General features: G+C 47.6%; 20 protein-coding genes. 11 read left to right on the plus strand and 9 right to left on the minus strand.

The annotated features are described in order from the left end of the window. Positions 1-315: 315 nt before the first annotated feature. From RMO27_RS00260 to RMO27_RS00275, 4 genes are all read left to right on the plus strand, one after another. Complete coding sequence (locus RMO27_RS00260) at positions 316-453, plus strand: hypothetical protein (protein ID WP_309727924.1); 138 nt, start codon at positions 316-318, stop codon at positions 451-453. A 137-nt stretch (positions 454-590) separates the two neighbouring features. Then, the gene (gene proS, locus RMO27_RS00265) at positions 591-2,396 is read left to right on the plus strand and encodes a proline--tRNA ligase (protein WP_309727926.1); all 1,806 of its coding nucleotides are present in this window, start codon (positions 591-593) and stop codon (positions 2,394-2,396) included. A 126-nt stretch (positions 2,397-2,522) separates the two neighbouring features. Beyond that, positions 2,523-3,326 (plus strand): DUF2993 domain-containing protein, encoded by an 804-nt coding sequence (locus tag RMO27_RS00270; RefSeq protein WP_309727928.1) that lies wholly within the window; start codon positions 2,523-2,525, stop codon positions 3,324-3,326. 255 nt (positions 3,327-3,581) lie between these two features. Beyond that, entirely contained in the window at positions 3,582-4,361 is a 780-nt protein-coding gene (locus RMO27_RS00275) for a GerMN domain-containing protein (protein ID WP_309727929.1), read from the plus strand. A 79-nt stretch (positions 4,362-4,440) separates the two neighbouring features. Here the strand turns inward: RMO27_RS00275 and accB are convergent, their stop codons facing one another. Next, positions 4,441-4,926 carry an acetyl-CoA carboxylase biotin carboxyl carrier protein gene (accB, locus tag RMO27_RS00280; protein ID WP_309727931.1) on the minus strand — a complete coding sequence of 162 codons (486 nt, stop codon included), beginning with the start codon at positions 4,924-4,926 and terminating at the stop codon, positions 4,441-4,443. A gap of 73 nt (positions 4,927-4,999) precedes the next feature. On the opposite strand from accB, the gene RMO27_RS00285 reads away from it, so the two are divergent. Then, positions 5,000-5,137 carry a hypothetical protein gene (locus tag RMO27_RS00285; protein WP_309727933.1) on the plus strand — a complete coding sequence of 46 codons (138 nt, stop codon included), beginning with the start codon at positions 5,000-5,002 and terminating at the stop codon, positions 5,135-5,137. Here the strand turns inward: RMO27_RS00285 and efp are convergent. Beyond that, positions 5,134-5,694: an elongation factor P gene (efp, locus tag RMO27_RS00290; protein WP_309727935.1), complete on the minus strand. Its 561-nt coding sequence runs from the start codon at positions 5,692-5,694 to the stop codon at positions 5,134-5,136. The two genes, RMO27_RS00285 and efp, sit on opposite strands and share 4 nt — an antisense overlap. Positions 5,695-6,018: 324 nt before the next feature. Between efp and RMO27_RS00295 the strand changes: the two genes are divergently transcribed. From RMO27_RS00295 to RMO27_RS00305, 3 genes are all read left to right on the plus strand, one after another. Continuing rightward, positions 6,019-6,420, plus strand: a complete 402-nt coding sequence (locus RMO27_RS00295; protein WP_309727936.1) for a hypothetical protein — start codon at positions 6,019-6,021, stop codon at positions 6,418-6,420. 164 nt (positions 6,421-6,584) lie between these two features. Next, the gene (locus RMO27_RS00300; protein WP_309727938.1) at positions 6,585-7,058 is read left to right on the plus strand and encodes a ubiquinol-cytochrome c reductase iron-sulfur subunit; all 474 of its coding nucleotides are present in this window, start codon (positions 6,585-6,587) and stop codon (positions 7,056-7,058) included. A 164-nt stretch (positions 7,059-7,222) separates the two neighbouring features. After that, entirely contained in the window at positions 7,223-8,125 is a 903-nt protein-coding gene (locus tag RMO27_RS00305) for a cation diffusion facilitator family transporter (protein WP_309727941.1), read from the plus strand. Positions 8,126-8,227: 102 nt separating this feature from the next. On the opposite strand, the gene RMO27_RS00310 is transcribed toward RMO27_RS00305, so the two are convergent. The 7 genes from RMO27_RS00310 to egtB all read right to left on the minus strand — a co-directional run bounded on the left by RMO27_RS00310 (position 8,228) and on the right by egtB (position 16,859). After that, positions 8,228-9,904, minus strand: a complete 1,677-nt coding sequence (locus RMO27_RS00310) for an HlyD family efflux transporter periplasmic adaptor subunit (RefSeq protein WP_309727943.1) — start codon at positions 9,902-9,904, stop codon at positions 8,228-8,230. A 127-nt stretch (positions 9,905-10,031) separates the two neighbouring features. Continuing rightward, a complete protein-coding gene (locus RMO27_RS00315) occupies positions 10,032-12,176 on the minus strand; it encodes a peptidase domain-containing ABC transporter (protein WP_309727945.1) in 2,145 nt (714 codons plus the stop codon). A gap of 156 nt (positions 12,177-12,332) precedes the next feature. After that, the gene (locus tag RMO27_RS00320; RefSeq protein ID WP_309727947.1) at positions 12,333-12,539 is read right to left on the minus strand and encodes a hypothetical protein; all 207 of its coding nucleotides are present in this window, start codon (positions 12,537-12,539) and stop codon (positions 12,333-12,335) included. A 371-nt stretch (positions 12,540-12,910) separates the two neighbouring features. Continuing rightward, on the minus strand, positions 12,911-13,075 hold the full coding sequence (locus tag RMO27_RS00325) for a hypothetical protein (RefSeq protein ID WP_309727949.1): 165 nt from the start codon (positions 13,073-13,075) through the stop codon (positions 12,911-12,913). 533 nt (positions 13,076-13,608) lie between these two features. Further along, a complete protein-coding gene (locus RMO27_RS00330) occupies positions 13,609-13,848 on the minus strand; it encodes a hypothetical protein (protein WP_309727951.1) in 240 nt (79 codons plus the stop codon). Positions 13,849-14,005: 157 nt separating this feature from the next. After that, the gene (locus tag RMO27_RS00335; protein ID WP_309727953.1) at positions 14,006-15,235 is read right to left on the minus strand and encodes a helix-turn-helix domain-containing protein; all 1,230 of its coding nucleotides are present in this window, start codon (positions 15,233-15,235) and stop codon (positions 14,006-14,008) included. Positions 15,236-15,587: 352 nt separating this feature from the next. After that, positions 15,588-16,859 (minus strand): ergothioneine biosynthesis protein EgtB, encoded by a 1,272-nt coding sequence (gene egtB / locus RMO27_RS00340; protein ID WP_309727955.1) that lies wholly within the window; start codon positions 16,857-16,859, stop codon positions 15,588-15,590. Positions 16,860-17,135: 276 nt separating this feature from the next. On the opposite strand from egtB, the gene RMO27_RS00345 reads away from it, so the two are divergent. The 3 genes from RMO27_RS00345 to RMO27_RS00355 form a co-directional block, all read left to right on the plus strand. Beyond that, positions 17,136-18,509 (plus strand): hypothetical protein, encoded by a 1,374-nt coding sequence (locus RMO27_RS00345; RefSeq protein WP_309727957.1) that lies wholly within the window; start codon positions 17,136-17,138, stop codon positions 18,507-18,509. Between the two features lie 107 nt (positions 18,510-18,616). Further along, positions 18,617-19,486 (plus strand): branched-chain amino acid ABC transporter permease, encoded by an 870-nt coding sequence (locus tag RMO27_RS00350; protein WP_309727958.1) that lies wholly within the window; start codon positions 18,617-18,619, stop codon positions 19,484-19,486. Between the two features lie 346 nt (positions 19,487-19,832). After that, positions 19,833-20,068 (plus strand): AAA family ATPase (locus RMO27_RS00355; protein ID WP_309727960.1); only part of this gene is annotated, 236 nt, incomplete at its 3' end.

Genomic DNA, 20,068 nt, shown 5'->3' on the forward strand with positions numbered 1-20,068 from the left:
ATTCGATCGAGAAATCAGTCTCTAAAGATCCGGAAGTCCGATTTCGGCCTCGGTAAATATTGTTATGTCTAAATTATGAGGATGAACTAGTTGTTCGCCTGGATTGTTGATCGAATCTCAATCCCCATTAGCAATTTTGGGTTAGCAATAGTCCGTTATCTCAATGCGAATTTAGACGAATATTCAATACGATCGAATCGAATTACCTCCTCATGTCATCTAAAATCTCTCTGTGGACAGGACTCGGCATCAGTGCGACAATTGCCCTCTTTCAGCGGCATATCGCCACTCCCGGGCATGAGTGGCGGTGCAGTAATGAACAGCGATGGAGAGCTAGTTGCCAATCGGGGAAGTTTAGCTAACTTCGATCGGGCGATTCAGCTCAACCCCAATTCTGCTGATGCTGATGCTAATCGCGGTATTTTGAAAGCCGATAAACTTCAGAATTTTTAAGATGCATTATCTGACTTTAATCGTGCCATTCAACAGTTGGGCAGCTCAAGCTCTATCCACAGCCACCCCGACCCTGCGATAATATCGATAGTCAAACCCTACTGAGCTAGGGTGAGTAAACTAACGCAAAAAATCCGATGAGACTGTCCAAAAGCTTATTTGTCACCCTTCGCGAAGAACCAGCCGAAGCCGAAATCCCCAGCCATAAACTGCTCCTGCGGGCTGGATACATTCGCCGGATTGGGAGTGGCTTGTATGCTTATCTACCCCTGATGTGGCGGGTATTGACTAAGGTGAGGCAGATTGTCAAAGAGGAGATGGATGCCACTGGCGCACAAGAATGTCTGCTGCCCCAACTCCAACCTGCCGAACTGTGGCAACAATCGGGACGTTGGGATACATATACCCAGGCGGAGGGGATTATGTTTGCCTTTACCGACAGGCAAAAGCGGGAGGTGGCACTCGGCCCGACTCACGAGGAAGTAATTACGGCTGTCGCGCGAGATTTGATTAAATCCTATCGTCAATTACCCCAGCATCTCTATCAGATTCAAAGCAAATTCCGCGATGAAATTCGGCCTCGGTTCGGATTGATGCGCGGGCGGGAATTTATCATGAAAGATGGTTATTCTTTCCATGCCGATACTGAGAGCCTCAAGGCAACCTATACGGATATGCATCAGGCTTACTGCAACATGTTGACCCGCTGCGGGTTAAAGTTTCGGGCAGTAGATGCGGACTCAGGCGCGATCGGTGGCTCTGGTTCGCAAGAATTCATGGTGCTGGCGGATGCTGGCGAAGATGATGTGATGTATACGGCGGATGGTAACTATGCCGCGAATGTGGAAAAAGCGGTGTCGCTAGCTCCCGATGCTGTGGCTTCAACTTTTACTAGTTATGAAGTCAAGGATACGCCGAATACGAATTCGATAAATAAGCTCGTGAAATTCTTCGAGTGCGATCCGACATTGATCGTCAAAAATGTTCTTCAGCAGGCTGTCTATGATAATGGCAAGACGGTTTTAGTATTAATTAGTATTCGCAGCGATCGCGAGGTCAATCAGGTTAAATTAACTAACGAACTAGTTAAGTTAGCTCCCAATTATGGTGCTAAAACAGTGATCGCCCTCGAAGTACCGGATGGCATCGCGATCGACAAATGGGCGGCCAAACCATTACCCCTCGGCTACATTGCCCCAGATTTGGGTAATGAGTATATTATGGCTAGTCCAAATGTCCATCCTCAATTCTTGCGGATTGTGGATGCCACTGCCGCTAGTTTGACTAATTTTATTACTGGTGCCAATGACACTGGCAAGCATGTCGTCGGTGCCAACTGGGGTACTAATTTCCCACTGCCAGCAGTCAATGTTGATATTCAAAAAGCGTTGGTGGGCGATCGTGCCAGCCACGATCCGACTCAACTATTGGAAACTGCACGCGGGATCGAAGTCGGGCACATTTTTCAACTGGGTACCAAATATTCTCAAGCCATGGGCGCAACCTTTACCAACGAACAAGGTGAAGAACAACCACTAGTAATGGGTTGTTACGGTGTGGGTGTATCCCGCCTCGCCCAAGCTGCCGTAGAGCAATCTTATGACAAAGATGGAATAATTTGGCCAGTCGCGATCGCGCCTTATCATGCCATTATCTGCGTGCCCAATATTAGTGACGCCCAGCAAATGGAGGTCGCCGAACGCCTCTACGCCGAGTTAAATCAGATGGGGGTCGAAACCATCCTCGACGATCGCGACGAGCGGGCTGGGGTCAAATTTAAGGACGCTGATTTAATCGGCATCCCCTTCCGGATCGTCACTGGCCGCTCGCTCAAAGATGGTAAGGTAGAAGTAGTCCAGCGCGCTACGAAACAATCTCAAGATATCGCCGTCGAGAGTGTTGGGGCAATAATTAAGGAGTGGATAGTGAATAGTGGACAGTGAATAGTGAATTTGGATGTAAGGATACTTTTCGATCCAACCGTTCTCCACTGTCTAGACCTTTTTGTTATTCCCAGATTCGTTCACGTCTCGATCGCTATCCACTAAACACTACCCACTATTCACTGAATGGAATTAATCACCATCCTCCTCTCCGGCATTGCTTCGTTGTTTTCACTGACGGGAGTCGTGGTGGACAAGAATGTCGAAACGGCCTTTCGCAGTCAAATCGATCGAGCCGAGCATCTCCAAGTTAGGGCTGACAATGCGCCAGTTCACCAGATTCTCGATGGCAAAATTAATCAGCTCAGGATTGCCGGACGGGGCTTGTGGGTGACTAAGGATCTGCGGGTCGATACTCTCGATATCGAAACCGATCCGATCTCCGTCGATCTCAGAGTAGCCCCAGCAGGTGGCACAACCCCAGGGACTTCCGCCCTCAAGCAGCCGCTCCAGGCTGGATTGAGGTTGAAGTTCAATGAGGAAGATCTGAATAATTTTCTAAAATCTCCGGATGCGATCGCGCAACTTCAGAAGATGACTACTAGTACCTTTGGTGGTGCGGCTGCTGGTTCGCTGAATAAGGATTATCAAATTACCAATCCCCAGGTCAGATTTTTGGCGAATAATCGAATTGGTCTCAAAGCCGAGTTGCAAGACCCTGGCTCTGGCGAAAAACTCCCGATTGCGCTCGAAGCTGGTATCAACCTAATCGGTGGCCGCAAGTTTCAGCTAGTCAAACCGACAGCAATGGTAGGTACGACTCCAGTGCCGCCGTTTATTCTGTCTGGATTGACAACTAGTGTGAGCGAACGCTTAAATTTGGATGTCCTCGAAGCACGCGGACTCACCGCCCGCATTCTGCAGTTCAAGGTCAATCCCCAGCAACTGGAATTAGCAGCTTTTGTCAGAATCCCTGGCAAGAGCCAATAGTCGAAGATCGCGACTGGCGCGATGCCGATCGATACTTTCGACTACCGAATCGGGATACTAGCAGTTAAACTAAGAATAGATCGATAAAGGTCGTGCGATCGTTCGGTGGGTGGGTCAACAGCCAGCACTAACCAGTTGCTAGTGATTAGATATAAGACATTACTTCGCTTGTATGAGTGGCAAATATCTGAGACTATATTTGGATGATTTCTCGCTGTTTGATGATTCTAACGATCTATAGGAATTTTAATAATTATGGAAGAGCAAAAATCAATATCTAAAAATGTAGTTGCCACGATCTCAGCCCTAGCTGTGAGTGCAACTCTTGCTGGTGGAGGTATTGCCTGGTTGACAATGCAAAACAACCGCCCCCAAGCAACCACACCAAGCAAAATTAGCTCCCCAAGTCCCGTGACGGTCGATCCCGCACAGGTCAGTCCGCAGGCAGTTACACCACTGCCGATTTCTCCAAATCCGACTGCTGTCGTACCGTCAGCGACAACCCCATCGATACCCACCATCGGTCAAAAGACCGCCAAGCCGACCACCCCAACCGTCGCTCAAAATCAAGAGAGTACCGTTAACGTCTGGCGGATCGACGATGATGGCAAAAAAACTTTCTTAGTTCCTCAGACCCGCAAAATTGCTTCAGCCGCTAGCTCAGATCCGGAAACACAGGTCAATCAATCCCTGACTAGTCTGCTCGCTTCTGCTGGCAAGCCTGATGGCAAGTTGACTTCGACAATTCCGGTGGGAACTAAGCTCTTGAGTGTCAAAATACTCACTGACGGCATTCATGTCGATCTCTCCAAAGAGTTTAATCAAGGTGCTGGCGCGACATCGACCATCGGTCGGTTGGGTCAAGTAGTCTATACTGCTACAGAGAAAAATCCAGATAGCCCCGTCTGGATTACTGTTGAAGGTAAGAAATTGGAAGTACTCGGTGAGGCGGGTGTTGAAGTCCGACAACCGATTACGCGTCAAACTTACAACCAAGATTTCCCCATTAATCCCGGTACCACAACAAACCCTTAACCATAGTCAACATCGGAGCATTCACTCGATCGATCTCGATACATCAATTAAATGTTAATCGATCGAATTAATGTGGCGTCTACCCCGGATTGACATACATTAACGTTTGACCAAATTCGATCGGTTGACCGTTTTCAACTAATACCTCCATTACCTGCCCGACGATTTCGGATTCAATCTCATTCATCAGCTTCATCGCTTCGATGATACAGACAGTTTGGCCGACCCGAATCCGATCGCCGATCGAGGCAAATGACGGCTCATCTGGAGCTGGCGAACGATAAAACGTACCTACCATTGGCGATTTGATTTCGACCCACTTGGTGTCGATCGTTGTTGTTGTTGTCTGCCGTTCTAGGATCGTCTGCTGGGACTCGGCAGTCGGTAACATGACCGTTTGCGAGCTAATATCGGCGATCGTCGTCGAAATCGAACTGGATGTCGATTGAGCATGTCCCTGACTGACTGTCAATTCAAAGTCAGCATTTTTCAGGGTTAATTCAGTAATATTATTAGCAGCAATTGCCCCTAATAGTTCGCTAAGTTCTTTAAAATCGATTGTCATATTCAGTTCTACGGTAGCTACTAATTATTAGTAATGAAATCGGAATACCTATAAATACGTCTTAATTAAATTAATGTACTGTCAAAATCGATCGTTAAAATCTGACTCGATCGCGGCGATTGCCAAGTTATCTGGCTGCTGGGATTTTGGTTGGCAAGGTGCCGATCATTCCTATCGCTGCAATCTGAGGGATCGATCGAGACAATTTTAGCTTTCGCGACCGACATATTGGTCTGTCCGCGTGTCGATTTTAATTTTTTCACCGATGCTGATAAACAAAGGAACTGTAACTTGTGCGCCAGTTTCGACGATCGCGGGTTTGCTGCCACCAGTAGCTGTATCGCCCTTCATCCCTGGATCGGTTTCAGTCACCACCAACACGACTGTATTTGGAAGTTCTACTTCCATGATTTGTTCGCCCCAACGCACGATACTTACTTCCATCCCTTCTTTGAGGTACTTGACGTTAGTGCCAATTTGGGTGGGAGTCAGATTGGATTCTTCAAAAGATTCCATATCCATAAATACAAATTGATCGCCATCTTTGTAAGTATGCTGCATTTTGATTTTTTCCAGCGTGGCTTGAGGCATCGTTTCCCCCGCCCGGAAGGTTTCTTCGACAACACTCCCTGTCTGAACATTTTTGAGCTTGGTTCTGACAAAAGCCGAGCCTTTACCAGGTTTCACATGGAGAGATTCGACGATCTTCCATACGCCACTCTTCCACTCAATGGATACACCAGGTCTAAAATCATTACTGGAAATCATGAATATTTGTATTGTTGCAGGGAACTGTTGAATCCTATTTTATCAGTCTTCGGGACTGTGGGGCTATTCCAAAGTCACTAGATCTAGCGTCTGCAACCCCACAGCGGCGACCGGCACTGATGTCGAGACAGTGTAGCTAGCCTTTTTCCAGTATTGCTTCAAGGTACTTCTCCCCTGACTAGTAAGATCGACATCAATTACACTCAGCCCAAGTTGGCATAAACGATCGGCTGCCGTGATGTAAGTTGTACTTATATTACGGATTGGTGGGAGTGCGATGCATCAGACCGATCGAGTTCGGTAAAATTAGGAGTCAGCTTGTGTATGGAAGTCACTATGCTCGATCTTAATAGTATTGCGGAATTTTCGCGGTGTCACTGTATCGGAATTTGTGCTCTTTTAGTACCAGTCAATCTGCTGTTGAGCACTACAACGATCTTCTTGGTTGGCGCACATCGATCGGTGCAACTAATATATGCGACTGCGGCAATCTCAATTTGGCCGGCACTCGCCCTATTTTTGCATGTGGCAACCTGGTGGTCGATCGGGATCGTGATGCTGCCGACATTTATATTACCCGTGTTGGCGACTATTTGTTTGGCGACTCAGGCTTATGCCGTCATTAATCCCCACCAGATGCGAACTTTGCTTTGGAAGATATTAGCATTTGTCAGTAATAAATATCGACAATTGGTCACTAATCGATCGTGGTTAATTTATCATTAATTGCCGCAATTCAATTGCAGTGACAAACCGAGATCGATTACAGTCAAACTAATTAGTTAAGATCGAGATCGTTGCGGATGGAGATCGTCAACATTTGCTAAAAATAGAGCGATGATTTATTATCTCTACGTATCTAAATTTCTGGTGATCGAGTACTAAAAATTATGGTTAAGCGTCGTTCCTTGTTAGGCTATTTTGGGATTGGTTGGTTGACAACTTGTTTCCCCGTTGTCTTGGCAGCTTGCGCCCCCACTAAATCGACAGATCCAGCTACCAAGACACCAGAGGCAACTACAGGCACGAAAGAGGCGGCCAAACCCGCTGCGGTCACAACCGCACCGGAAGGCTTCAAGACGATTGGTTCGGTCGCTGACTTAGACAAGAATGGCTATCTCCAAACTAAAGAAGTCGCTCTGACTAAAGATCCCGCCAATCCCCAACAATTAATCGCTGTCAATCCTAACTGTACTCATCAAGGTTGTGCTGTCAAGTGGATACCTGGAGCGAAAAAATATGATTGTCCCTGTCATGATGCGGAGTTTGCTGCCGATGGCAAAGTTTTAAAAGGGCCGGCAAAGACATCTTTGGCTACTTATCCAGCAAAAATTGTCGGCACGCAAGTGTTCGTAAAAATCTAATCGGTCGGGACTCACCGCATTGGTGCGAAAATAGCTACTATCTAGATATTTTGGTAAGAGCCACTGGCGTAAATCATTACTAGATCGATGTCATCATCTCGCCCCAAACTTGTAGGTAGTTATTGATCGGGTAATCCACCTCAACCGAGCATCTTCTTCTTCTCATGAGTTTCCAAACTGCCCGACCCTATACGTTTCTGTCGATCGGGGCGGCACTGATGACGATCGCCTTAAAAACTGGAGCCTATTATCTGACTGGCTCGGTGGGGTTGCTCTCCGATGCGTTGGAGTCGATTATCAATTTGTTAACTGCCCTAGCCGCATTTTGGGCATTATCTTTTGCCGCGACTCCCGCTGATGAAGATCATCCCTTCGGGCATAATAAAGCGGAGTATTTTTCTAGTGGTTTGGAAAGCGTGTTAATTACGATCGCCTCGATTGGGATTGCGGCGGTCGCCATCCCCAAGTTAGCATCACCCCAGCCGCTCGAACAGATTAATTTAGGTTTATTGCTCTCGCTGATGGCCACCGCGATCAATGGCACTGTGGCGTGGATTATGTTGCGGGCGGGGCGGCGGCTGCGATCGATTACGCTGCGGGCAGATGCTCACCACTTACTGACAGATGTTTGGACTTCCGTGGGCGTCACTGTGGGCATCTTGTTAGTCAAATGGACGGGCTGGCTGATTCTCGATCCGCTGATCGCCCTATTTGTGGCAGCAAGTATTATGGTGTCGGGATTTCAGCTCCTGCGCGAAACTGGCGCGGGACTATTAGACACAGCATTACCGATCGAAGAACGCGATCTGATTACCAATATTTTTAGCACCTACGAACCACAAGGCATCCTGTTTCACGCCCTCCGCACGCGCGTAGCGGGGTCGCGACGATTTGTGACTTGTCATATCTTGGTACCCGGCAATTGGACGGTACAGCGCGGCCACGATCTGTGTGAGGATGTCGAAGAAGCGATCGTGGCAGCTTTGCCAGGTACGAATGTGGTGACGCACATGGAGCCACTCGAAGATCCCAAATCGTGGGCGGACTTGGAACTTGATCGATCTTGAGTTGGGAGTCGATAGTTGGGAGTTGATAGTTGAAACTGCGTTCTCACTATTCACTATTCACTATTCACTATTCACTTTCTTCTCCCCGCGCCCCGCTCCCAACTAACTAAACAACCGTGCCTTTCTAAGGATAAATTGCAGGACGGTTTCTTCTTTGGAGATAATATCAGCGCGGCCATCCATCCCCGATCGAATCTGACAAGTCTTACCACCCTGCTGCAACGTCAAGGTATCCGGGACGATCGTGGCTTCATAGATACTGTTAACGGCTGGTTGTGACTGTTTGTCGGCACGATCGCCTGCATTCTTGTCGATGGATTTGGCATCGGCAGAAACCTCCCGTACCTTGCCCGATACCACGCCATAATCGGTATAGGGACAGGCCGATACGCGCATTTGCACCGTTTGCCCGACTTTGACATTGTCGATATCGGAGCTAGCGACAGTGGCCATAATATTTAGCGGTGTCACCGTCGGAATAATTTTAGCAATCCGATCGCCAGGATTGACTACCTGCAAATTATTCCGAAGATTTAGCTCCTGAATCGTACCGGAGATCGGGGCGAGGATGGGCGTGGACTGGAGTTCGGTGGCGGTTTGAGCGAGATCCAGCTCGGTCGAGGCAATCCGCTCGATGGCTTCGACTCTCTGGATCAGCAGTTTTTGCTGCTCTTGTTGGCGGCGGGCGATCGCGGCTTGAGCGTTGGCGCGTTCGCTGGCAATTTTCTGGACGATCGTTTCTGATTCAGCGCGGAGCGGATTGAGCGCAACTTGGGTGCGCTGGACTTTGGCGGCGGCGGCGGCAACGACTTGGGTAGATCGGGCGACGATCTGTTGTTGTTTGAGGATCGTGGCTGTTTGAGCGGCGATCGCTTGAGTCTGTTGTTCGACAGCTAATTTGACTTCTTCGATTTGGTTGGTCGCAATCGCGCCAGCAGTGCCAGCAAGTTGATATCGCTGCGATTTGGCGCGAGCGGATTGATAGCCAGCTTGGAGGGATTTGAGGTTGGCTTGCGTTACTGTTAACTCAGCGGCGGCAGCCTCCTGTTCTTTCTGGGCAGTTTGCCAGTTAGCTTGAGCTTCCGCAACTTCGGCTTGCGAGATCGTCTGTTTGTCGTGATAGTCGCGTTCGGCGCGACTGAGTTCGGACTGACTGCCCGCGATCGTCCGATTGCTGTGCTCGATTTCCGCAGTCCCCTGCCGATCGAAGGCTACGAGCTGGCGATCGATTGCACTTAGTTGCTGCTTGGCTTTGTGAATATCTCCCGCGAGTTGGCGGCGTTTGGTTTGCAACTTACTTTCCAACCGTAGATCTTTGACAGTAGCAATCGGATCGCCTTTGCGCACGGTTTGATTTTCCCGCACGGAGATGCTCAAGACCGAACCTTCGATCGTCGATTGCACCAGCCGCACTTCTCCCACGGGGCGAATTGCGGCGGGAGCTTGGACGGTAACTTTATATTTTAAAATTGCACTCAGTGCGATTGCCCCGCCAAAACTACCGACCATCAGCATCCCGCCCACCAGCATCCACTGCCCGATCGCGGGTAAAAATTCCGCTGGGTTGGTCTGGTGGAGGATCTGATAATCTGGTTCTGGCGGGAACGGTACGATCGCACCATTCGCAGCGAAGTCTGGCCGGAATGGAACCAGTACACCGTTTTGTTCTAGTTCCGGCTCTCTGTCGAGCGTCGCTAAATTATGACTATTGTTGTTAGGGTTGACAGGAAAGATTTCTCCCGATAGAAAATCAGAATTCTCAAGATTAGAATTATCCATGACTTTACTAGGCTTTAGGTATTAGGCTTTAGGCTTTAGGGAATGAGCAATAGGGATTAGATATTTAAGGCAGGATCGAACTAGTGGGTGCTGCCCAGATCCAAATCGCGATCGATTTGTGACGATTTTAGGGATTTAAAAAATTCAGATGTTCGCCGGGAATCCGCAATAATTCGGCTGGGGTACCAGTGAGTTTGAGTTCGCCCCGATCGAGTAGTACCACCAGATCGGCACGTCTAATCACAGAGGGACGGTGGGCGATGAGAATGGTGGTTTTGCCTTGGCGATAGCTGAGGAGGCGATCGAGAACTTCAGCTTCTAAAGCGGGATCGAGGGCACCTGTAGACTCATCCAGAATCAGGATCGGTGGATTGGAGACGATCGCGCGGGCGATTGCCAACCGTTGGAGTTGTCCCCCCGACAGATTTGCCCCAAATTCACCCAAAACTGTATGGTATTTATCGGGTAACTCTACGATAAAGCCGTCCGCGCAGGCAATTTCACAAGCCATGACCACATCCTCGAAGGCGACTTCGGGATTGGTAAACTGAAAATTTTCGACGATCGATCGACTCCAAAACTGTGGAGTTTGGGGGACCAGTACCACCTGCTGGCGCAAGCATTCGAGCGAAATATCGGATTGGGAGTACTTACCGTAGCGGATATTGCCAGATTGAACTGGGTACAAGCCCGTAATCAGTTTCGTCAGGGTACTTTTCCCACAACCCGATCGACCGACTAAGGCCGTGACTTTGCCCCCAGGAATGCTCAGGTTAAAATCTTTGAGCAGGGACACACGCCCCGCATGGTGAAAGTTGAGGTGATGACAGATAATATCTTTAGTCGCACTAATTCTGACTCTGGGTTTGGGTCGATCGAGATCTTCTTCGACGGGACTTTCCAAGACTTCGCCGAGGCGTTCGACCACGATCTGAGCAGTAATAAATTCGTCGATTAAACCGACGAGCATACTCAGAAATCCAAATAAATTACCGCTCATCCCCGTGAAGGCAATCAGTTGACCGATGCTCAAAGTCCGATCGATGACCAAATAACTACCCAACCACAATAGCCCGATCGAGGTAATGCTCCCGATCGTTTGGGTAATGGTACTCGTATAGATTTCCAGTTGGATCGCGCCCCATTCCAGATTGGCGAGGCGACCGAAATTGCGCTGATACTCTGACCAGGCTTGCGGCGTAGCTTGACTAGTTTTGAGGACGATTGCCCCACGAAAAGTTTCGACCAAAAAGCCCTGATTTTCGGCACCTTCAGCAATCAGCCGGCGAGTTTTCTGCTGCAAGCTGGGCAGAAATAACAAATTAATGCCGATAATCGCGATAAAAGCGGCCAGTGCAGCGAGGGTGAGGTGAATGCTATAAACCAGCATCAACCCCAGTGAAACTAGCGCAATGAAAAATTGACTTGGTAATCCCAACACTAACTGGGAGATCAAATTGTGAATCTGACGGACATCTGCCAGCCGACTGACGACTTCCCCACTGCGGTGGGCATCGAAATATGTCAGAGGCAACCGGAGCAGTTTAAAGCCATAATCGAGATTCAGTCCCAACTTCAACCTTTGCCCGAAGTGCGAGATCAGGTGTGATTGAATCAGACTAATGATGCTCCGAAACAGATTGAGGGCGATGACGGCGATCCCGACTGTCATCAATAATTGCCGATCGCCGCGTACCAAGACATCATCCGTGAGTACTTGCATGACGATCGGTAGCGTCAATGCCAGCAATCCCACGACGATATTAATCGCGATCGCTTGTAAAATCAGCCCTTTATAGGGCAAAACCCGCTGGAGAAACATCCCAAACCCGCCGATTTTGTCCTCTGGTTGTTCGCTAAAGCGGATCGGATCGGGTTCGAGTAATAACAAAATCCGATTCGACCAATTTGTGACTAGCTCCTGATGGGTAATCTGGCGCATCCCATTGCCCGGATCGCCGATCATATACTTGCGCCGCTGCTGACCGTACAATACCACCCAGTGATTGCCCTGCCAGTGAATAATTGCTGGCAGCGGTGCGGCATCGAGATTATCGATCAGTTCGGGAGTCGCTTGCACCGGACGCGCATGAAAGCCCAAGGCTTCTGCCCCTCGGCGCAATCCTAACAACGTCGTACCGCGCGATCCCGTCCCAACCGCCGTGCGGACGCGACCGATCGCAAATGTCCGCCCGTGATGTTTGGCAACGGTGGCCAGACAAGCAGCTCCGCAATCTTCTTCATTTTGTTGGCGAACAATTTTGGCTTTCATAGATGATGTTCCCTCTAAAATTGGGGTCATCTCAGTTACGATTATTTCGTTCGTCCCAGCAGATCTCAAGTAGTTATTTACCACCCGAGATTTTCTGTTCGTCAGATATTTTCAAAACTGGGATGCCCCCACAATCTCGATCTAATTTCTCGCTAATTAGCGGCGATTTTTGCCTCCGATATAGAAATTAAAGATGTAATAGTTATTTTGAACGCCATCGCCGCCATTAATCTGAAGTGCGCCGACACTACCAATATTGAAATCTGTGAACCAACCTCCACCATTAAGGCTTTCGGCCCGATCCTCTGTAATTTCTTTCCACATAACTTTAGCAGTAGATTTTGTAGTGATAGATTGTGTCATGTTGTTTATTCTCATCATGGACTACATAGGTTGCTACTGCTAACGATAACTGCTAGTTTCGATCTTAAAAACAGTATTTTTGCTGATTTATTTCTGATATCAAAAATCTTGTATTATTTATCACAAAGCATTAGTTTCAGCGGCATCAATTGATCGAACAACCAAAGAGATCGCTCTTTAAAAAAGGCGATCTTCTGTCGTTTTAAAAGTTTTAATTTGAATGAAAATACCCTAGATTTGTCTCTCAATATTATTAACTATTGCAGCCAAAATAGTAGCTAGGATATCGATCTTCAAGTTGCATTAAATGCAATAATTTTGTCTCGATCGACAATAATCAGACCGCAGTGGTGACGATTGTCATACAGGTCTTAGTAACTGTTGTAGTTACGATAACAGCCATAGCCATAGCTATGTTTGTGAGCATAATAACCAGAGTAGCTAGACACTTCATGCGGTGAAAAGTAATTCACTTGTGTCTGATTGTCTCCAGCCCACTGATAGGCATGTACTTGCCCACCAATGTAGATCTTCATCTCTCCACCATTCAGACATGCTGCTTGGTTATCATCAATCTTCTTCCACAGTTCGACTATTATTTTTTTGGTACTCATTAGTTTTTACCCCAATCGATGACCCTAAGTAAATTGATACTATTACTTTACGAGCTTTACTAAATAATGTATATTCTATTTGCGAATTTACTATTGCTATTACGTTCGTTTTTAGAATGATCTAATCAACTAACGAGCTGCCTACAAAATCATTGCTTATTTAATTCGATCGCAGGAAAAATCTAGGTGTTAGCTTGATTTTAGATGTCAGTATTTTAGATATCAGTTGCGACGATCGCTATCGAATCAAAATAACGATTAAAATCAGCCACCTGAACAAGAAGGTAGCTGATTTTAATACACGGGGCTAGAACCAGCTCGGTTCTTGTAATCGCCATCCTATTTAGATTTACAAGATCGATTCTTAAGAGCACGGTTGATCGCACCCTTAGTCCATGTACTAGGCAAATCTCATCACTAATTCAGAATGGCAATACTTGACGGCATGGTAACTATTAGTAATAGTAGTAAGGGCGATATTGAGGTGCTTTGCCAACTGAATTTAAATTGAATTGAACACCATCACCAGCATTTTGCTGAATAGAGCCAACGCCACCACTAATGTTGATTCCCAGGGAAGTATAATTATAGCCACCATAGCCATAGCCATAACCATAACCACCACCATTCAGATTTTCGGTCTGACTTTCATCGAGTTCATCCCACAATTTAACTGTCATTAATTCGTTATTCATGATCTTTTCTCCAATTTAATATTATTAACATGCTAGAAGAAGCAATATTAGAATTCTATGGGATTCGATCGATGATGTATATTCCATTTGCGATGTAGTCAAGGTGACAATAGTCGTTTTTGGGATAGTTGACTAACTGAGTATCGGCGTTGCTAACCTAGCTGGCTAGATAAGTGCGAGCGTCAAACCAGCGATGAAGTCTCGATAACCAGCTCGATGTGGTCTGAATGTCAGGAATAGTCGTGTTGGCTCCACCGACTACTCTTGCTGATCCGGGATCGTCAATTTGTTGCCACAGAGAAGTTTCACCGTCTGGAGTGGTAAATTGGCGGCGTCGTTTCAATGTCTCCGATGGTTTTTCACCAAATAGTTGTTGGTACTCCTTGGCAAACTTCCCCCCTTGGGTAAAGCCATACTGCATCATCACATCGACAATTTTGGTATCGCTGGGAGCTGATTCCAATTCTTGGCGAATCCGTTGCAGTCGGGATTGGGTCAAAAATCGCATCGGCGAACAGCCGCAGTGATGCGAAAAAGCTTTTTGGAGCAATCGCGAGCAGACTTTGGTCGCGGCGGCGATATCTCCTAGCTTGATATCTTCATGGAGATGAGAATCAATAAAGGCGCAAGCTTTGCGGACATGACAAGCTAACGATCCATCAGTCTGATACACTAGCTCCTCGGTGTAGTTGCTGGGCAAACCCTCGATCGCACACGCTAAAAATGCCTGTTCCAACTTTTGCATGACTAGTTGTGCGGTAGACTGTTCTACGCCTTGGGTGCTCTCCCACAAAAATTGGAGCAGTTTCTTCAGGCTTTGTCCCAACTCGCTAGTCAGATCGATACTGGGCAGAAAGATGACTGGTTGTTTCAATGGTCGATCTAGCAATCTACTCAAGGCCGAATCGATCGAATCGCGATCAATGGCAATTAATAATGCTTTACCCTCTGGACTGGCGATACTCGCCACTTGTTGACCGGGACTGACGATTGTGGCTGTATCTTGCTGGCAATCTACAGTCTGGTATCTTTCGCACTCCTGCTGTGTTGCAGCGATCTTTTGGTCGAGCGTGCCGGCGAGGACGAGATAAATGATGTAAAAGCGATCGAGAGCATCTTGCTCTAGTTGAAATGCTCCTTGCCATTGGAGATCGAGGATCTGAAAATTACTAGTAATGAAGTGATGACTATGGCATAATCGACGATCGCCAATGATGTTTGTCAGGATCTCCAGCTTTTGAGAACCATCGCCGCCGCGATCTCGATCTACATGTTGTACATACCTGACCGTGGTGAGCTGGTGGCGGTGATGCCACTTTGGTAACTCTTCGCTCTTCAGCCACTGCTGGCCTAGATCTGTTACCTTCCCAATGCTGTTTGTAGGCAACTCTCTCCGTATATAGTGTTGTTGCATGGAAGCCGATTGTCCAACTATACATACTGCTAACATCTCAATTTTTCACGGTAACATCAATACGACAAACGGCTAAACTGTCACCAAGATATTCCCAGTCAATCTACACGATCTGGGGATTTTATAGCATATATTTACACTTAAAGCTGAATCAAGCCAAGGCTTCGGCAATATTTCCGATTCATCTGCTCCGCCAAAACCTTGTCTGATTTATGTATAAAAGGCAACAGTCTATTTTTGTAACGAATGCATTGTGGATCGATCGACCTCAACTATTCCTGGCTGCTCAGAAATTGAGATTTGACGCTCTGTAATGGCGATCGAGTTAATTTGCCAACCGAATTCCGGAAAACTGCCACCGGGCTGATGGTGGAAAGAAATTGCGATAGGTGGGACGAATGTGGTCGGCAGCAGTCACGCAGGAACCGCCACGGAGTACCATTTGATTGCACATGAATTTACCGTTGTATTCGCCAATCGCCCCGTCAGCAATTTGAAAGCCGGGATAGGGTAAATAGGCACTTTGCGTCCATTCCCAGACATCCCCAAAAAATTGATAGTCACGATGATTTGCCGATGCTGGCTGCAAAATATCGCGATCCCCAAAATTACCAACTTGGGGCAGATTGACCGTCGCCACTTCCCATTCAGCTTCAGTAGGCAGCCGCTTACCTTGCCAAGTTGCATAGGCATCGGCTTCATAGAAACTCACATGACAAACTGGCGCATTGAGATCTAATCTTTGCAAGCCGCCCAACGTCATCACCCACCACTCACCGTCGATTTGTTCCCAATACAACGGCGATCGCCATTGCTGAGATTGAACCGTCATCCAGCCTTCCGCCAACCAATATTTGGACTCTTGATAACCACCAGCTTGGATGAATTCTAGATATTCACCATTAGTCACCAATCGACTGCCCAATTGATAATCTTGTAGATATGTTTGGTGACAGGGCAATTCATTATCGAATGAAAATTCATGCCCTTGATGCCCGATACTATACAAACCACCAGGATATGTCAGCCACTCCAAGGGCTGGGTTGATCCTGCGGGATGTGGTAATAAATCGTCGCGATAGATGGGGTGCAGTGGATTGAGGGCGAGGATATGTTTGATATCGGTGAGTAATAATTCTTGATGCTGCTGCTCGTGGTGCAACCCTAAAGTGATGAGATTTGCGAAGTCGGCAGTTGTGGGTGTGGATAATAGCGCGTTCATGGCTCGATCAACATGGGCGCGATAGCGATAAACCTCCGCCACAGTCGGGCGAGAGAGCAATCCGCGCTGGTGGCGGGGATGGCGATCGCCCACAGCTTCATAGTAGGAGTTAAACAGATAGCCAAATTGAGGATCGAAGAGGGTATATCCTGGCAAATGTGGCAGTAGCAAGAAGGTTTCAAAGAACCAAGTGGTGTGTGCGAGATGCCATTTGGGTGGACTCACATCCGGCATACTTTGGATCGTATAATCTTCTATGGCTAACGGTTGACAAATTTTCTCGCTGACTTGCCGAATTTTGTGATAGCGATTTGCTAGCGTAGCGGCTGAATCGATGCGGTGAAAATTTGGCTCGGTAGTGACAGTAGATACCATATTTTGTTTAAAAGTAAAAGTGCGATCGATTAATATTTTTGCGCTAAATAGATTTTAACAAAATCCTGAAGCGATCGATTTTTGCAAGCCTCACTCATCCAGCATTCAGGTGGAACTAAACTCACTAGTTTGCTGTCTAGCAGCAGCAATTGGCGATAATTCTGACTCAGACAGTTACCTATTATTCGATCTTTAGTTTTCGATATTAACACCTTCGCAATTCTCCCTCCTCTGAGCATTCCCAACCGCGATCGACCGTCAACTATCATCTATCACATGTCTAAATTTAATTTTGGTTCTCATCGGATTTTGACAACTGCGCTCTTATTTTTGGTACCGATTATCGCCATAATTTCGATTAATTCACGATCGGTCGCAGCACCCAATTCAATCTCGCAAAGAACTACGATCCCCGGCTTGACTTCCCCCGTTAGTGCCCCCTCGCCCACGCCAATCCCGACAACCACACCAATTCCCACCCCGATCGAATCTCCACTGCCAATTCCCGTACCGCTCCCTAGAAATCCGCTTCCTGGCGGTACGAAGCCGACAACGTCCACCCCCACACCAATTCCGACACCGACAACCACACCGATCCCGATTCCTAGCACTCTGCCTCAAAAGCCTACCAATCATACCAATCGGGCACTGACGCCAGGGGAACGAGATCGGATTGTCGCTTATCTCCGCAGTCGCAATCTCAGTCCGAGTGCGCCAGTTAGTGCCCTCGCCGATACTCGCTTCATTTTGCACGACACCTCCGTCATCATGGCTCCGAGCACGCTCGATCGCGAACGCCGTCTGGGTCGTGGGCCATTAGGATTGGGGGTCAATGCCTTTCTCCCTCGCGAAAACACCGCCGTCTTAGCGCGTCCCAATTTTTATGAACCGCGCCGACCGACGACCACTGAATTTGAAAAAGCCAGCAATATTTTAGCCAAACCCGAACGCGAGCGACTGCTCAGACAGGTGTGGCGATCGACTAACCCAAATGCCCAACGGCAAGCGTTGGATGCTGCGCTCGCCAACCTGGGCTTGAGTGCAGGTGAAATTGCCTCAGAGCAAAAAGAGGCGAGCGGTAAATTAGCGGCGGCCAGCGGACGCATTTATACCACTGCCACCTGGTCGGTAGAATCGATTTGTACCCGCTTTAATAGCGGCGACCGATCTGTTGCCAATCCCAGTCAAGAAGCGAGCCTCAGCGGTGCCTGTGCGCCACTGAGTAACTATTTCAATATCCGCAATACCCGTGTCAAATCCTCTGTCGCTGCCGAGATCGTTCAAGTTGGTGCTCGCTCCGCGCGCGGCAATCAAAATACGTGTAGTGCCAGCAACCCTAATATCGCCACTCTCCCCAATCCACCCTACTCCGACAATCAGTATGGTTATACCCTTGCGTTCTATCTGCGATCGGCTCTAGCCGCTGGCAAATTCCCCCAAGTGACGACTCACTTTGTCCTCGATACTTTCGATACCGAGGGACACTGCGATCCGCGCTGTTTCAATGTCAATAAGCTCTATAAGGCGATCGCCAATACGATGGGACACGCACAAGGTAGTAGTTATGGAATTACCCCCAGCTACGGCACGCGATCGGGCACCAATAATATCTGGTGGGATAATCGCATCTGTCATGGTTCGGCACCGTAGTATTTGGCCGCAACTCTGCTAGAGATAATTGTGTAGGGGTGCCCTTTATGGGTACCCGAAGATCTACGCTATTACTGTAAGATCTTCCCAGCGATATTAGAGAGTATATGGACCCCCAATTAATTATAAATGGCATTGCCCTGGGTAGTATTATTGCCCTGGGTGCGGTCGGTTTGACCTTAACCTATGGCATTTTGCGCTTGTCAAACTTTGCTCACGGCGACTATATGACATTGGGGGCATTTGTCGCCTGGACGCTAAACGTCAGTAAGATCCCATTCTTGAGTAATATTTGGGTATCGATGATAATTGGCATTATCGCCACTGTTGGGGTGGCACTGCTAGCCGAAGCCGTCTTGTGGAAGCGAATGCGTCGCGTCCGTGCCACGGCTACGACGCTGGTAATTATTTCGATCGGGTTGGCATTATTCCTCCGCAATGGCATTCTCCTGATCTACGGTGGTGATGCCAAAGGTTATAACTTACCTGTCAGTGAAGCGATCGATCTGTTTGGCCTCAAAATTAAGTTCTATAATTTGGTCGTCTTAGGTTTAGCTATCCTCGCGATCGCCGGATTGCATTTTCTACTGCAAAATACCAAAATTGGTAAAGCCATGCGCGCCGTTGCCGACGATGTCGATCTGGCACGCGTGACCGGAATTAATGTCGAACGTGTCGTCTTATGGACGTGGATTATTTCTGCGAGTTTGACTGGATTAGGCGGTCAAATGTATGGATTGGTGACTAATGTGCGCCCCGATATGGGGTGGTTTCTGATCATGCCGATGTTTGCAGCAGTGACGCTAGGCGGGATCGGCAATCCTTACGGCGCGATCGCAGGTGCCTTTATTATCGGCATCGCCCAAGAAGTTTCGGTACCGTTTGTCGGCTCTCAATATAAACTCGCGATCGCCCTGATTTTAATGGTGTTAACACTGCTATTCCGTCCCCAAGGATTATTTAAAGGTACAGCGTAGAGAATTTTTGATCGAGTAGTTAGTTTCCAATCACCCGTAACTGAAGTGCGGGCTAACCTGATTAAGTCCACTTAAGTGGACTTTTGTTAGTAGTCCGCGATTTATCTGCGGGGCGATTAACAACTAAGAACTAGGGTTTCAAATATCCTCTACTAACAACTAATCCACCCTGCTACACAAGTTACCTGTAGGGGTGCCCTTTATGGGTACCCTCTGGTCTACGCTAATTACTATGAATACGCCACAATTGTTAAAATAAATTAGCGATGCTATAGCAGTAAAGAACAGCAAGTAGATATCATCTATTTGTACATTCGCTCCATTGACACCCGCCACTAGAGGCAATATGAAAGTTACGCTCAAAAATTTAGGAATTTTCAAACAAGCAGAATTCACCTTGGGCGATCTGACTATTATCTGTGGCAATAACAACACGGGTAAAACCTATGCAACGTATGCTCTCTTTGGCTTTTTGCATTTTTGGCAAGAATCTATCAGGCTAGATACACCCAGTGATATTAAAGATGATACTAAAATCGACATAGATATTGATAGCAGCAAAATAGAAGAACTAATATCTAC

The sequence above is a fragment of the Chamaesiphon sp. OTE_75_metabat_556 genome (genome assembly GCF_031378165.1).
GTDB lineage: Bacteria > Cyanobacteriota > Cyanobacteriia > Cyanobacteriales > Chamaesiphonaceae > Chamaesiphon.